Source organism: Kosakonia sp. N21, assembly GCF_050587465.1.
Taxonomy (GTDB): Bacteria; Pseudomonadota; Gammaproteobacteria; order Enterobacterales; family Enterobacteriaceae.
This window is the reverse complement of sequence record NZ_JBOBHR010000001.1, coordinates 186,931-201,045: the sequence shown is the minus strand read 5'-3', so window position 1 is coordinate 201,045 and position 14,115 is coordinate 186,931. Positions and strand designations below refer to the sequence as shown.

The 14,115-nt window shown below is 55.2% G+C and carries 13 protein-coding genes; 7 read left to right on the top strand and 6 right to left on the bottom strand.

The features are described from left to right. Positions 1-18: 18 nt before the first annotated feature. Positions 19-936, top strand: coding sequence for a DMT family transporter (locus ACQ3G7_RS00910; RefSeq protein WP_263099904.1), 918 nt, complete (start codon positions 19-21; stop codon positions 934-936). Positions 937-1,396: 460 nt separating this feature from the next. Here ACQ3G7_RS00910 and ACQ3G7_RS00905 read toward each other — a convergent pair whose 3' ends face one another. The 5 genes from ACQ3G7_RS00905 to ACQ3G7_RS00885 form a co-directional block, all read right to left on the bottom strand. Next, positions 1,397-2,668: a Glu/Leu/Phe/Val family dehydrogenase gene (locus ACQ3G7_RS00905; RefSeq protein ID WP_430888507.1), complete on the bottom strand. Its 1,272-nt coding sequence runs from the start codon at positions 2,666-2,668 to the stop codon at positions 1,397-1,399. 134 nt (positions 2,669-2,802) lie between these two features. Continuing rightward, entirely contained in the window at positions 2,803-3,564 is a 762-nt protein-coding gene (locus ACQ3G7_RS00900; protein ID WP_263099889.1) for an amino acid ABC transporter ATP-binding protein, read from the bottom strand. Next, entirely contained in the window at positions 3,557-4,222 is a 666-nt protein-coding gene (locus ACQ3G7_RS00895) for an amino acid ABC transporter permease (RefSeq protein ID WP_061493810.1), read from the bottom strand. The genes ACQ3G7_RS00900 and ACQ3G7_RS00895 overlap by 8 nt, the downstream gene beginning before the upstream one ends. A gap of 14 nt (positions 4,223-4,236) precedes the next feature. Further along, positions 4,237-4,878 (bottom strand): amino acid ABC transporter permease, encoded by a 642-nt coding sequence (locus ACQ3G7_RS00890; RefSeq protein ID WP_061493809.1) that lies wholly within the window; start codon positions 4,876-4,878, stop codon positions 4,237-4,239. 46 nt (positions 4,879-4,924) lie between these two features. Beyond that, a complete protein-coding gene (locus ACQ3G7_RS00885) occupies positions 4,925-5,773 on the bottom strand; it encodes a transporter substrate-binding domain-containing protein (RefSeq protein ID WP_263099887.1) in 849 nt (282 codons plus the stop codon). 232 nt (positions 5,774-6,005) lie between these two features. Here ACQ3G7_RS00885 and pdxR point away from each other — a divergent pair, with 232 nt between their 5' ends. The 6 genes from pdxR (at position 6,006) to ACQ3G7_RS00855 (ending at position 12,453) form a co-directional block, all read left to right on the top strand. After that, the gene (pdxR, locus tag ACQ3G7_RS00880) at positions 6,006-7,469 is read left to right on the top strand and encodes a MocR-like pyridoxine biosynthesis transcription factor PdxR (RefSeq protein WP_061493807.1); all 1,464 of its coding nucleotides are present in this window, start codon (positions 6,006-6,008) and stop codon (positions 7,467-7,469) included. Positions 7,470-7,745: 276 nt separating this feature from the next. Then, positions 7,746-8,864, top strand: coding sequence for a YbdK family carboxylate-amine ligase (locus tag ACQ3G7_RS00875; RefSeq protein WP_430888506.1), 1,119 nt, complete (start codon positions 7,746-7,748; stop codon positions 8,862-8,864). Between the two features lie 222 nt (positions 8,865-9,086). Further along, complete coding sequence (locus ACQ3G7_RS00870; protein ID WP_430888505.1) at positions 9,087-10,994, top strand: methyl-accepting chemotaxis protein; 1,908 nt, start codon at positions 9,087-9,089, stop codon at positions 10,992-10,994. 73 nt (positions 10,995-11,067) lie between these two features. After that, a complete protein-coding gene (locus tag ACQ3G7_RS00865) occupies positions 11,068-11,310 on the top strand; it encodes a DUF1158 domain-containing protein (RefSeq protein ID WP_088238170.1) in 243 nt (80 codons plus the stop codon). Between the two features lie 201 nt (positions 11,311-11,511). Next, positions 11,512-11,721, top strand: a complete 210-nt coding sequence (locus ACQ3G7_RS00860; RefSeq protein ID WP_088238171.1) for a YdgH/BhsA/McbA-like domain containing protein — start codon at positions 11,512-11,514, stop codon at positions 11,719-11,721. Between the two features lie 132 nt (positions 11,722-11,853). Then, positions 11,854-12,453 carry a nitroreductase family protein gene (locus ACQ3G7_RS00855; protein ID WP_430888504.1) on the top strand — a complete coding sequence of 200 codons (600 nt, stop codon included), beginning with the start codon at positions 11,854-11,856 and terminating at the stop codon, positions 12,451-12,453. A gap of 68 nt (positions 12,454-12,521) precedes the next feature. On the opposite strand, the gene ACQ3G7_RS00850 is transcribed toward ACQ3G7_RS00855, so the two are convergent. After that, positions 12,522-14,084: an alpha/beta hydrolase-fold protein gene (locus tag ACQ3G7_RS00850; RefSeq protein WP_430888503.1), complete on the bottom strand. Its 1,563-nt coding sequence runs from the start codon at positions 14,082-14,084 to the stop codon at positions 12,522-12,524. Positions 14,085-14,115 lie beyond the last annotated feature (31 nt).

The window sequence follows — 14,115 nt, the reverse complement described above, 5'->3', positions numbered from 1 at the left end:
ATGTCGAAAGGTACAATAATGAATGCCAAATTTGGGGTGTTGCTGAAAATCATGTCGGCGCTGTGCGCTACGCTGATGCTGGCCTGCGTGAAAGGGCTGCAGGGCAACATCCCTACCGGGGAAGTGATCTTCTTCCGCTCGTTTGTCGCCCTGTTTCCCTTACTGGTCTGGCTAAAAATCCAGGGCAGCGTGCGGCAAAGTATTAAAACCAAAAATATTGCCGGTCACCTGGTGCGCGGGTTTTCCGGTACCGGTGGGATGTATTTTAACTACCTGGCGCTGGTCTATATCTCACTGGCCGACGCGACAGCCATCAGTTATGCCGCGCCGTTATTTACGCTGGTGATGGCCGCCATGTTATTAAAAGAGACGGTGCGTTTTTCCCGCTGGCTGGCCGTGGTGGTGGGTTTTAGCGGTATTTTGCTGATGCTTTCAGCGAATTTATCGGCTGGCAGCGCGTTTTTATCGTCAGGGTTTGCCCTCGATGGCGCGGCGCTGGGCTCGGTTTTTGCGCTGCTGGCGGCAATGTGCTCCGCCACCTCCAATGTGCAGATCCGCTTTTTAAACGGTGTGGAATCACCGGGGGCGATTGTCTTTTATTTCTCACTGATGACCACCTGCATTGGCCTGGCGACGCTGGCATTTGGCTGGACAATGCCGCAAGGACGCGAGTGGTGGTTGCTGATAGGCTGCGGCTTTTTTGGCGGCGTGGCGCAGATTCTGGTGACGCTCAGCCTGCGGTATGCCGATGCGTCATTGCTCGCGCCGTTTGATTACACCACGCTGGTGTGGTCGATGGTGATTGGCTATCTGTTTCTGGACAGTTTGCCAGGACATGCCACGCTGGTGGGGGCATCGATTGTGGCGCTGGCGGGGATTTTCACCATTTGGTGCGACCAGCGTCAGCGCAAAGGGCAAATGATGCGGTCATCCTGAGTCCATACTCGCTTCTGGCTTTTCCCACAGCCACATCATTTCTCCCCCAAATACCAACATTGCAGCGATGGGGTTGAGTCCCCGCTGAAATCGGCGAACCGGAGCACCGAAGACCAGGACTGGGCGCCAGGGATGGCGACCAGAGGCGACTCTCGACAGGGACAAAATTGCCGGGAGCAATTTTGAACAACGCTTGCGTTGGCCCCGAAGGGGCGAGTCCCAGGGATGGGACGAGTAAGTCGAGTGGAGCCGGCCGCAGGAAGAGGTGCGGGAGGTGAGCGCAGTGCGAAGCACCGATTTCCCTGCGGGGCCGCGGGGATTGAGAAGGGGGGCGCGGTAGCCCCCCTTCTCCCGTTCAAGGCACCAGGGACTGAAGTATCTGCTGTACGATTAATGAACGGAATCATTCCTCTATGTCCGAACACACTTCCATGCCGGATGATGCTAACGCTTATCCAGCCTACGGATACAACCCTCTGTCTTTACGTGCCAGCAAAATACGCTCGCAGGCCAGCGCATAGGCAGCGGTGCGCAGCGTCACACCCAGCGCCTGCGACTTATTCCACACCGTATCCAGCGCACTTTGCATAATGGTGTCCAGCCGGTTGTTAATTTCCTCTTCACTCCAGAAGAAGCTGGAAAAGTCCTGCACCCACTCGAAGTAACTCACCGTTACGCCACCCGCATTGGCAATCACATCCGGCACCACCACAATGCCGCGCTGCTGCAACACATCATCCGCTTCCGGCAACGTTGGACCATTTGCCCCTTCCAGCACCAGCTTGCAACTCAGCCCGGTCGCGCGTTCGGCGGTAATCTGCCCTTCCAGCGCCGCAGGGATTAAGATCTCATACTCCAGCGACCAGAAAACCTCATCGGCCACATTATCTGCGCCGGGAAAACCGCTGATCCGCCCGTGCTGCTGTTGCCAGTTGAGCAACGCCGGAATATCAATCCCATCGGGATGATAAAGCGTCGAGAACTGATCCTGTACCGCCACTACGCGCGCGCCATGCTGATGGAACAATTCGGCGCTGACGCTGCCGACATTACCAAACCCCTGCACCGCCACGCGACTTTGCGCCACGTCGATCCCCAACGCCTGCGCGGTGCGACAGCCCGTCACATACACGCCGCGCCCGGTGGCTTTTACCCTGCCGAGCGAGCCGCCAAGGTGCACCGGCTTGCCCGTCACCACGCCCGTCGACGGCGCGCCTACGTTCATGGACCAGGTATCCATCATCCACGCCATAATTTGCGCATTGGTGCCGACATCCGGCGCCGGGATATCCTGCTGCGGGCCAATAAACACGCCAATCTCGCTGGTGTAACGCCGGGTCAGCCGCTCCAGCTCTTTGCGCGACAACGCCGCAGGATCGACACGCACGCCCCCTTTTGCGCCGCCAAACGGTAAATTCAGCGCCGCGCATTTAATGGTCATCCACGCCGACAGCGCCATCACCTCTTCCAGCGTCACGTCCGGGTGAAAACGCACCCCGCCTTTGCCCGGCCCGCGCGATAAGTTGTGCTGTACCCGGTAACCTTCAAAATGACGCACGCTGCCGTCATCCATTTCCAGCGGAATATCCACAATTAACGCCCTGCGGGGATGACGCAGCGTATCCGCCCAGTGGCTCAGTTCGCCAAGCAGCGGCAACACGCGCTCAACCTGCGCCAGATACGTTGACCATGCCGAGTGACGCTCACCCGACACATAAGACAACTCAGACACCACACACCTCCACCTCTTCAGAATGAATACTGCATTCAGGGTACTGCACGCGCCACGGCCGGGCCGTTACGAGATTGCTATAGCGTCATAGGGAAAGACTATCGGGAGAGCCCTCCCGATGGGGAGGGCGATATTCAGCGACTGGACTGCAAAAACTTGCGTACGCGGTCTGAGTCGGGATCGGTAAAAAACTTCTCCGGCGGGGCTTTTTCAATCAGCAGGCCTTTCTCCAGAAACACCACTTCATCCGACACCTGGCGGGCAAAATCCATTTCATGGGTGACCACCACCATGGTGTAGCCTTCCGCGGCCAGATCCTTCATCACGCCCAGCACTTCATTCACCAGTTCCGGGTCCAGCGCTGAAGTGGGTTCATCAAACAGGATCACCTCCGGCGACATGGCCAGCGAGCGGGCAATCGCCACGCGCTGCTTCTGCCCGCCGGAAAGCGTTATCGGATAGACCGCTTCTTTATGGCTCATGCCGACCTTTTCCAGTTGCCGGTGAGCAATTTCGTTCGCCATCTCGCGCTTCATTCCCTTGACGTGCACCAGCGCTTCGGTGACGTTTTGCAACACCGTTAAATGCGGCCACAGGTTAAAGCTCTGGAACACCATCCCCACCCGTTCGCGAATGTGAGAGAGATCTTTGTGCGACATCGCTTTGCCGGTTTTTTCATCCACCCCGATGCGCAGGCCGCTAATGCGCACTTCCCCGCGATCCGGTTGTTCCAGCCAGTTCATGCAGCGCAACAGCGTTGATTTACCGGAACCGGACGACCCGAGGATGCTGACTACCGTGCCCTTTTCTACCGTCAGGTTGATATCGCGCAGCACTTCGACGTTATCAAACTGTTTGGACAGGTTTTTAATGCTAACCGCGCTTGCTTCAGGCATGGGTCATTCCTCTTTTCGCTCCGTAATGGCTTAACCGCTTAATCAGCAACTCCAGCAAAATGCTGATCCCCCAGTACAGCGCAATGGCGACAATAAAGGCGTTAAACGGAATAAAGTAAGTCGACTGCACACTATTCGCGGCGGCGGTAATCTCCTGCACGGTAATAATGCACAGAAATGCAGTGTCTTTCAGGCAAATAATCAGCTGGTTTCCCATCAGCGGCAGCGCAGAGGAAAAAATATTCGGCAATACAATGCGGCGGAATATTTTATAACGCGAGAACCCCTGTGATACGGCCGCCTCAATATAGCCTGCGGAGAAGATCCGCCGCTGGCTACGCAATATTTCGAAGAAATAAGCACCATGATAAATCACCAGTGACAACAGACCCGCCGTCCAGGCCTCCATGCTGATCCCCAGTTGCGGCAAACCGTAATAAAGCAAATAGGCCAGAATCAAAAAAGGCACGGCGCGCATCAGGCTGACAAAAGCGATAATCAGGCGATTAATAAAGCGGTTTTGATATTCCATGACGTAACACAATAATACGCCAATCAATAATCCCACAACGGCGGCAATAATAAACAGTTCAAGTGTTGATAGCAGGCCATTAAAAAAGCTTTCCCGCGCTGCCCAGATAATTCCCCACTGATTCATAACTCCTCCGTCTCTTATCGCGCCAGGCGCTTCGCTTTACGTTCCGCCATCCCCTGCAACTTCAGCAGCAGGCCGATAATAATGACGTACAACAGACCGGCAGCGAGGATCGGCGACAATGGTTCGTACGTCACCGATGAGATACGGTTGGTGACACGCGTCAGATCCACCACGCCGATAACGGCAATCGCCGGGCTGCCTTTGATCAGGAATGACATCTCATTCACCAGCGCAGGCAGGCTCTCTATCCACATCTGCGGCAGCATAATTTGCCGGAAGTAGGTCCAGCGCCGCATGCCCACCGACTCCGCCGCTTCTCGCTGCTCGCGGGGGAAATTGCGGAAGGCGTTACGCCAGATTTCGGCGTTAAACGCCGAGGTGTTCAGCGTCAGGGCGACAATCGCCGCCAGCGTTTTATCCAGATTGATGCCGAGCGTCGGCAGGGATAAAAACAGAAACAGCACCAGCGTAACCAGCGGCGTGGCGCGCGCCAGACTGATGTAAACCACCAGCAACTGGTCAACGAACGGGATCTTCATCATGCGGATAAACGCAATAACCAGACCGATAACCACCCCAAACGCAATCGCCACGCCAGAGATCCAGAGGGTCGTCCATGCGCCTTCAATCAACAGTTGCCATGAAATTAAGTCCATGTTCCCTCCTGTTTAAAACGAGCGGCGGTCGCCCGCCGCATGACACTTACAGACCGGCTAACTTGTGGAACTGATCGGCGCTGGTGATCGGCTCTTTCGGCAGTTCATAGGTCTCGCCGAACCATTTTTTCTGCAACTCGGTCAACTTGCCGGTTTCGGTCATATGGTTCATAAACCCGGTCATAAACTTCAGCAATTCCGGGGAGTTTTTCGGGATAGGCCATGCCATATAACCAGGGCCGGATACCGCCAGTCCTTTGGCAAAGACCTTCGGCTTGGCTTTCACCAGGTCGTTAACCGAGATAACCACGTTGATCACGTAGTCGACGCGTTTATTCGCCAGATCGGCGTAGGCTTCCGGGTAGGATTGATACTCCACCACCGGCCCCAATTTGCCGCCGACTTTTTCCAGCATCGCTTTCAGTTCCGGTAAACGCGCCAGCAAAGCACTGCCCGCCTGTACGCCCACTTTTTTACCGCTCAGGTCGGCAATGGTATTTAATGTTTTATCGTCGGCGCGTTTCACGAAATAATGCTGAGCAGAGGCCCACGGTGGTGTGAAATTAAACACATTGAGGCGTTCATCGGTAATTACCGCACCGGTTAATGCCATATCATACTGGCCAGTAGAAACCGCGGCGAGTAAGCCAGTCCACGGTAAAATACTTTGGTTGATATTGAATTTCGCGTATTTACGTAACTCTTCAAGCATGTCCTTGTTAAAACCATCCGTCTGGCCGTTATTCATAAAGTTAAACGGAGCATAATCATCTTCAGTCGCGACTTTCATGGTGCCGGACTTTTCGATTTCGGGTAAATCTGCTGCCACTGCGTGTAAAGAAAATGCCAGGGTCATCATGGCTGCAAGACAATATTTGCCGAATACTTTTTTCATCTTTCCACCCTTATTAAATGTGCCAGACCGGTATATCCCGGGTGTGCTGGAAGCGTTGCAAGATATATGCCGAAACAGTGAGCCGTCCGGTTTTTGTGACTGCGTTTTTACAATAGGGAGGCTTGCGCTTTTCTGAATAGAGCCAGTTTTTGTGAATGGTTGTGTCAGATGCACCGAAGCTGGTATGGAATTTGCTCAACCCTGTATAGCGATATATCCGGAGGAGCACAGCATGATTCGTCATCTACTGAACGTAAATTTTGACGGCCAACGAGGGTTGCAAGAGCAGGTTCGCGAATCGCTGATTAATGCGATTCTGAGCGGTATTTTCCCGGCGGATACCCCGCTGCCTTCGTGCCGCCAGCTCGCCAGCCAGCTCAATGTATCGCGTAATACCACCGCACTGGTGTTCGAAAGCCTGGTGAACGAAGGTTACCTCGTCAGCCGCCCCCGCAGCGGGTACTACCTGCACCCGGATTACTACAGCTGTGGGCAAAATACTGCACAGCCTGCACCTGAATGCGAAAGCAGTGCACCACATTGGGGCAGCCGCCTGAAAATTACCCCCAGTCAGCAGGAATCGATCCTCAAACCCGCTGGCTGGATGCACTACCGTTACCCGTTTATCTACGGTCAGCCCTATACCCAGCAGTTCCCGCTCGCTACCTGGCGTGCAGCGGCAAACTGGCTGCACGGCGGTGTGCGCGACCCGGCATGGGTGATTGATCATATTGACCAGGATGTGCCGATGTTGATTGAGCAGATCCGCACCCGCGTGCTGCCCAAACGCGGCATTGTCGCTGCACCGGATGAGATCCTGATTACGCTGGGCTCGCAAAATGCGCTCTATCTGCTGACGCGCCTGTTAATGTCGCGCACCACCCGCGTTGCGGTGGAGAACCCCAGCTTTCGCGAAGCGATTAACACCTTCTTATTAAGCGATACGCAGATCGTGCCGCACCCGGTAGACAGCGAAGGACTGGTGCTCAATGAAACACCGTGCGACTACTACTACGTTACGCCTGGGCACCAGGTGCCGACCGGCGTGACCATGAGTAAAGCGCGTCGCACTGAATTGCTCGATTACGCCACCCGCCACGATGCGGTGGTGATTGAGGATGATTACGACTCAGAGAGTAACTTTATGCAAAACCCGCTGCCCGCGTTAAAAGCCAGCGATCGCAGCGGGCGGGTGATTTATGTCAGCAGCCTGTCAAAAGCGCTGTCGCCGGGTTTGCGGCTGGGGTATATGGTTGCCGCCCCGGAAATCATTGATGAGGCGCGCGCGCTGCGCCGGTTGGTCTATCGCCACCCGCCAACCAATATTCAATATCAGATGGCCCATTTTCTGGCGCAGGGCCATTACGAAACCCATCTGCGACGCTACCATGAAGACTCCGCCCGGCGCTGGGACTGCCTGCATAATGCGTTGCGTACCTTCCTGCCCGCCTGCGAGATGATGCCCGGCAGTGAACATGCCAACGCCTTCTGGCTCCGCACGCCGGAGCAGATCAGCACCCAGCAGTTAACCTGGCGCGCGGCCCATGCTGGTGTATTGATTGAACCTGGCGCGCGTCATTTTCTGCAAGATGCGCCACCGGATAACTTCTTCCGTATGGGATTTCATGCCATCAACCCGGATGCCATCGCCCCTGGCGTGGAAGTCCTTCGCGGGCAACTGGAGCAATTTTGCTGAGGGATCCCGGCTAACCACCGGGCAGACGTTTCATCGCCCTCTTTATTAATGTTGCTTATCTTTCGTACCGATGTGACACCGTTATATTGGCCGGAGACTTATTTCCCGCCGATATATTTTAGCAGCGTGTTTTTTATTACAGCTTTTCGTGGGGATACAAAAAGAATTCGCAATCTGCTCTGGCCAGAACAGGTAAAAAAATCATCGGCAATGGCAGGAGGAAGGAATGGATATTCACTTCCATAATAAAGAAAACACATTGCGTAAGGGAGTGTTATGCCATTACCCGATTTTCATGTTTCTGACGCATTTACGCTGGGTATTGAACTGGAATTACAGGTGGTTAACCCGCCGGGCTACGATTTAAGCCAGGACTCTTCCCGGCTTATCGCAGCGGTAAAAGACCAGATCACCGCCGGCGAAGTGAAGCACGATATCACCGAAAGCATGCTGGAAATCGCCACTGGCGTATGCCGGGATATCAACCAGGCGGCACATCAATTCACCGCCATGCAGTCGGTGATTTTACAGGCAGCGGCGGAGCACCATCTGCACATTTGCGGCGGCGGGACGCACCCCTTCCAGAAATGGCAGCGCCAGGAAGTGTGCAACGACGAGCGTTATCACCACACGCTGGAGATGTTCGGTTATCTGGTACAGCAGGCCACGGTCTTTGGTCAGCATGTGCATATTGGTTGCCCGAGCGGCGATGACGCCATCTATTTATTGCATGGCCTTTCCCGCTTCGTGCCGCACTTTATTGCGCTTGGCGCTGCCTCGCCGTATATGCAGGGCACGGATACCCGCTTTGCGTCATCACGGCTGAATATCTTTTCCGCCTTCCCGGATAACGGCCATGCACCGTGGGTCAGCAACTGGCAAGAGTTTGCAGGGCTGTTTCGACGCTTAAGCTACACGTCAATGATTGAGAGCATTAAAGACCTGCATTGGGACATCCGCCCCAGCCCGCACTTTGGCACAGTCGAAGTGCGGGTGATGGATACCCCGCTCACGCTCTCTCATGCTATCAATGTCGCCGGGTTTATTCAGGCGCTGGCGCACTGGCTGCTGGCCGAGCGCCCGTTTAAACATCAGGAGCGGGATTACTTATTGTATAAATTCAACCGTTTTCAGGCCTGCCGCTTTGGTCTGGACGGCATCCTGACCGATGTACATACCGGCGAACAGTGCACCATTGCTGACTCACTGACGCCGTTGCTGGATAAGCTTGCACCCTGGGCCGATAAGCTCAATGCCGGTAGCGCACTGGATGAACTGGCTAATGTGGTAAAGCGCTGCAAGAGCGAAGCGCAGCAGATGCGTGAGTTTGTCGCAGGCGGGGGATCGTTAATGGGTTTAGTGCAAAAACATACGGAAATCTGGGCGGCGGGATAATAACGCGTTAATTTTTCACCGCCAGATTATTCCCTGTGATTAATCAGAAAGATAAAAAAAGCTTATTTTTAATAAGCTTTTCTTTCGCCACAAATAATACCCACAAAGGAGTAAGAACACATCAGAAGAATTGATAAATATCAACAAGCCTTACGTTAAAATAAAGGCGTCAGCCTCTATTCCGATAACAAATATGAGCAACCGCAAACATGAGGCATATTTATGAGTTGGATTTACCGTTTTTCGATGAAAGCAAAATTATTACTGGCGCTGCTGCCGCTATTGTTTGCGTTGATCTGGCTGGCAACCAGCGGCATCCTGTCCCGCGTGGAAACGGGTCAGCAAATGCGCACCATTATCTCTTTGACGGAGCTTGCAAAAAACGCCGGTAATGTGATTCAGGAGTTGCAAAAAGAGCGTGGCATGAGCGCCGGTTATTTAGGCAGTAAAGGCCAGCAATTTTCCACTGAATTATCAGCACAATATCCCTTGTCGGCACAGGCGATTAGCCAGTTTGCGGAGGCGCTTAAACAGTCGCAGGTACAAGATGCCAATAGCGATATCCGACGCGCACTGGACCAATTCCGGCAACACCAGCAAGGACTGGAGGCGTTCCGCCAGCAGGTGCGAAGCCAGAGCGTAAGCGGCAGCGAGTCGCTGGTGTGGTACAGCACGATCATCAACGATTTACTCAATGTGGTGGGAGGCATTAGCCAGCTCACCGACAATGGCGATATCGTCAATCAACTGGCGGCTTACTACAGCCTGCTCAACGCCAAAGAACAGACTGGCGTTGAACGTGCGCTGATGTCGAACATTTTCTCTGCCGATCGTTTTAACGACGGGCAGTTCCGCCTGCTTAATGAAGTGGTGGGTAAACAGCAGGCATGGCTGGCGGCAACGCGTGTTTTCAGTACGGCGGACGTCAACGCGAAGCTGGCGGCGCAACTGCAAACGCCGCAGGCAACACATGCGCTGGAACTTCGCCAGCATGCGATTGATCGTGCGACAGAGGGCGGCTTTGGCATTGCGCCTGCCGACTGGTTCAAAGCCCAGACAGAGCGCATCACAGTACTGAAATCCATTGAAGACGCCTCTGCCAATACATTGCTGCACACGGCGCAAACGCTGGCGGATAAAGCCTGGCGCGACGTGACGATCTTTGCTGTTATCAGCGTTGCGGCACTGGTTGTGGCGCTGTTTTTCGCCTTGCTGGTCGCCAGCAGCATTCACCGCCAGTTACATACGTCGCTCTCCACCATTGAAGGGATGAACGGTGATCTGACCCAGCGGCTGGAGGTTCCCGGCACCGATGAGCTCTCTCTGCTTAACCGCGCTTACAACCAGGCGATAGAGAACATTCAACATATTGTGAGTGAAATTAAGCACGGGGCGAATGTGCTGCGCGGCGCCAGTTCTGAGATTGCTGGCGGCAATCAGGATTTAGCATCCCGCACGGATGAGCAGGCCGCGTCGCTGGTGGAAACCGCAGCCAGCATGGAGCAAATCGCCACGGCAGTGAACCAGACAGCGGATAACGCCAACGAAGCGAAAAAACTGACCGAAGAGATGGAGAAACAGGTGCAGGAAGCGAGCCGCGTGGCGGGCGAAGCGAACCTGAGCATGAGCGCCATCCGCGCCTCCAGCGAACAGATCTCCAGCATTGTCAGCTCGATTGACGAAATCTCCTTCCAGACCAACCTGTTGGCGTTGAACGCCGCAGTCGAAGCCGCGCGTGCCGGAGAGATGGGTAAAGGCTTTGCGGTGGTGGCAAGCGAAGTGCGCAATCTGTCCCAGCGTTGCGCCAACGACGCGCACCAGATCCGCGAACTGGTCACGAAAAATATGGAGCAGATCCAGCAAGGGGTAACGCTGGTGCAGTCCTCCGATCGCGCATTGCAAGCGGCAAAGGCCAATACCGGCCAGATGCTGGCATTTATCAGCGATATTGCCCGCGCGGCTAGCGAGCAGTCGCTGGGCGTTTCGCAGGTACATCAGGCGCTGAACCAGCTGGAGCAGGTCACGCAGCAAAACGCCGGTCTGGTGGCTAGTGCTGCCAGCGCCAGCCAGATGCTGGATCATCAGTCCGAAACCATGGCGACGCTGGTTGACCGCTTCGTGGTGGCCTGATTGCCCGTCGGGGAACGTTGCGCTCAGGCCAGCTTTCCCCGACAATGCGGCTTTTCACCACCGACAGACGCTTATGAAACACCCCTTAGAATCTCTGGTTACCCTTGCCGGCATCCTGCTGATGGCGTTTATCTCTGTGTTGCTGCTTCCCGCGCCCACACCGGGGCTGCAACTGGCGCAAAGCCTGGTGCAGCGCTTCCACCTGCTGGATTTAAATCAGCTTTATACCCTGATCTACTGCCTGTGGTTTTTGCTACTCGGTTGCGTTGAGTTCTTTGTGTTGCGCTTTATCTGGCGGCGCTGGCTCGCTGTCTGAGAACATTTACCCTGCCCTCTCCGGTTAGTGGCAGGGTTAACTCCCCCGCTTATTAATTGCATCTCTCTCGCCACTCTTGTTCTATTTTTTTGAATGTTATCCGCAAATTGTTCCGCTTTTTATCAGCGATTTGCAGGCTTATGATTTATCACATCAGGGCAACACAGCCCTTCTCAAACAAAACTGAACAGGATTACGACCATGAAATTCATCAAAACTTTCGTTGCTGTTGCTGCACTTTCTACCCTCTCTTTCGGTTCTTTTGCACAAAGCATCAGCGCCAGCGCTTCCACCCTCAGCGCGGCTGAAGCAAAAATTGCCGCTCAGGCAGAACAGGCAAATGCCTCTTACAAAATCACCAGCGCCCGTAGCGACAACGGCGTGTATATGACCGCAGTACTGAGCAAATAAAAACATCGCCCCGTAAAGGGGCGATATCACAACCAGGATCAGGCGAACATGAACCCGTTGCAGAAAATTTTTAGCGCTTTGTTTCCGCAGGCCACCCCGGCCGCGGTTGAACAGTCAACTTCAGGAGCCGTCATGTCAGACAACTTTATCGCGTTGGCGAAACAACGCAGAACCATTTACGCCCTCGGTAAAAACTTGCCGGTGGCAGAAGATGTTGTGATTGAAACCGTCAAAGAAGCGATTCGCCAGGCACCGTCTGCATTTAACTCGCAAAGTTCGCGCGCGCTGATCCTGCTGGGTAAAGAACACGTACAGTTCTGGGAACTGACGCGCGAACAGCTGAGAAAGATCGTGCCGGCAGAGAACTTCCACGCCACCTCGGAAAAAATCGACGGCTTTGCCGCCGCGGCCGGTTCGGTGCTGTTTTTCGAAGATCAGAACGTGGTGAAAGGGTTGCAGGAGCAGTTTGCCGCCTATGCCGATAACTTCCCGGTCTGGTCTGAACACAGCACCGGTATTGCCCAGTATGCCGTCTGGCTGGCGCTGACCGAAAAAGGGATTGGCGCGAACTTACAACACTACAATCCGCTGGTGGATGCCGATGTACAGCGTAGCTGGAACATCCCGGAAAACTGGAAGCTGCGCGGCCATATGAACTTCGGTTCGATTGTCGCACCGGCAGGCGAAAAAGCCTTTATGGACGACGACAAACGTTTTGTGGTTGCGCGTTAAGCCTTCGCAACCTGTACAAGCCCGGCACGCGTTAGCGCTGCCGGGCGTTTTGTTTGCCTGGCGGCCCGTTACTTCAGCCCGGTAAAATCCCGCATACCTGCCACCAGCGCTTCGACCCACGCCGCGTAATCATGACCACTTGACCAGGGGTGAAAACTCGCGGTGTAACCTTTTTCGCGCAGCACCTGCGCAAACTCACGACTGTTCGCGTAGATGCCGCCGTCGGCCCCTTGTGACTCAAACCGCCCCGCCTGTACCCAGAATCGCACCGGATAGCGCGGCGCGTGTTGGTACTGACGCGTCAACCAGCCCGGCGTTTCCCCCTCTGGCGCCCACCAGTACGAACCGGAAAGGCTCAGCACATTACCGAACAGGCGCGGATAACGTAACGCCACCCACGACGCGGCCAGGCCACCATAGCTTGCTCCGGCCAGCACGGTTTTATTACGCGTTAGCGGGATCCCCTGCCGACGTAGCCATGGCATCAGTTCCCAGGCCATAACGTCGGCAAAATCCGTATTCGGCGGCAGTTCTTTGGCGCGCCGCGCGTGGTCGAGGCTATTGATAAAGACAATATTGACCGGCGGCAGCGCGTGGCGGGCAATCAGACCATCCAACACATTGGCGGTGCGGTACTCCCCTTGCCAGGTTTGTCCATCGAAGAGGATCACCGTCCAGCGCGCGGGCTGCGACGCGCGCGGCCGGTAAATCACGATCTCACGGCGGTTGCCCAGGCGTTCACTGTAAAATGACTGACGCGACAGAACACCGTGGCGCACTGGTTGCGCCATGGCTTCGCTGGAGAAGTAGCGCGCAGGCGCTAAATCAAGCAGTGACGCGCGGTTCCAGCGATCGGTCTGCCCGGTGTTCAGGGTGTGTGGATTAAGCGGGTCAGCCTGCGCGCTAACGAGGATCGCCCGACGTTGATCCCGTGCGCTGCCGTCGACCTGCGGTACATCCGGCGCGAGCTGATACTGCATGCGGGTATCCGCCGGGACGACATAACTGCGGAACCAGACATCCGAATGTGCAAGACGAAACAGGGGATCGTGATCGCCTGCCGGCGATCCGAGAATAAAGACATTTGCGCGGGCGCCACGCCATAAAAACGTGACCCGCTTGTGGCTGGCGTCAACCGGTTCAACTAATGGCGTCCCTGCTTGTTTTCGCTCCTGCCAGAAGGCCTCTGTTGTACCGCCAGCAGCGAGCTCGCTGGCCAGTTGCTGCAAACGCGGGCTGACTGGCGCAAGCGTCTGCGGGCGCGGAAGCGGCGTGGTCTCTTTCATTCGCCACGAGAAGCGCCAGCGCGTGCCTTCCTGACCATGCAGCACCAGTGATGAAGGCTGTTGTATCGGTAACGAAAACAGCAATGACTGCTCGCCATCGCTCGGTCCGCCTTCCAGTAACGCACGTAAACGGTGGTTTTGCCTGTCCAGCAGATGAGCGTCGGTCACACCAGACAGCGTGGCGGCAACATAATTTTCCCCCAGCAGCGGAAGCTGAAAACAGACCTCCCCGCTGGCATCAAATTTCCCGTGTTGCTCGCCCTGGACTGAGGGCGCTTCACAGTGTGCAGCCATTGCCGGCAGTGCGCTTAGCCCAATCAGTAAACCACTCAACGCCATTTTCATCGGCAATGTTTCCGTTTATGAAATTCCACAC

Coding starts and splice junctions, on each gene's coding strand:
- ACQ3G7_RS00885 (WP_263099887.1), bottom strand. CDS start 5,773: ATGAAAAAAGTATTCGGCAAATATTGTCTTGCAGCCATGATGACCCTG.
- pdxR (WP_061493807.1), top strand. CDS start 6,006: ATGATTCGTCATCTACTGAACGTAAATTTTGACGGCCAACGAGGGTTG.
- ACQ3G7_RS00895 (WP_061493810.1), bottom strand. CDS start 4,222: ATGAATCAGTGGGGAATTATCTGGGCAGCGCGGGAAAGCTTTTTTAAT.
- ACQ3G7_RS00860 (WP_088238171.1), top strand. CDS start 11,512: ATGAAATTCATCAAAACTTTCGTTGCTGTTGCTGCACTTTCTACCCTC.
- ACQ3G7_RS00890 (WP_061493809.1), bottom strand. CDS start 4,878: ATGGACTTAATTTCATGGCAACTGTTGATTGAAGGCGCATGGACGACC.
- ACQ3G7_RS00850 (WP_430888503.1), bottom strand. CDS start 14,084: ATGAAAATGGCGTTGAGTGGTTTACTGATTGGGCTAAGCGCACTGCCG.
- ACQ3G7_RS00875 (WP_430888506.1), top strand. CDS start 7,746: ATGCCATTACCCGATTTTCATGTTTCTGACGCATTTACGCTGGGTATT.
- ACQ3G7_RS00910 (WP_263099904.1), top strand. CDS start 19: ATGAATGCCAAATTTGGGGTGTTGCTGAAAATCATGTCGGCGCTGTGC.
- ACQ3G7_RS00865 (WP_088238170.1), top strand. CDS start 11,068: ATGAAACACCCCTTAGAATCTCTGGTTACCCTTGCCGGCATCCTGCTG.
- ACQ3G7_RS00855 (WP_430888504.1), top strand. CDS start 11,854: ATGTCAGACAACTTTATCGCGTTGGCGAAACAACGCAGAACCATTTAC.
- ACQ3G7_RS00870 (WP_430888505.1), top strand. CDS start 9,087: ATGAGTTGGATTTACCGTTTTTCGATGAAAGCAAAATTATTACTGGCG.
- ACQ3G7_RS00900 (WP_263099889.1), bottom strand. CDS start 3,564: ATGCCTGAAGCAAGCGCGGTTAGCATTAAAAACCTGTCCAAACAGTTT.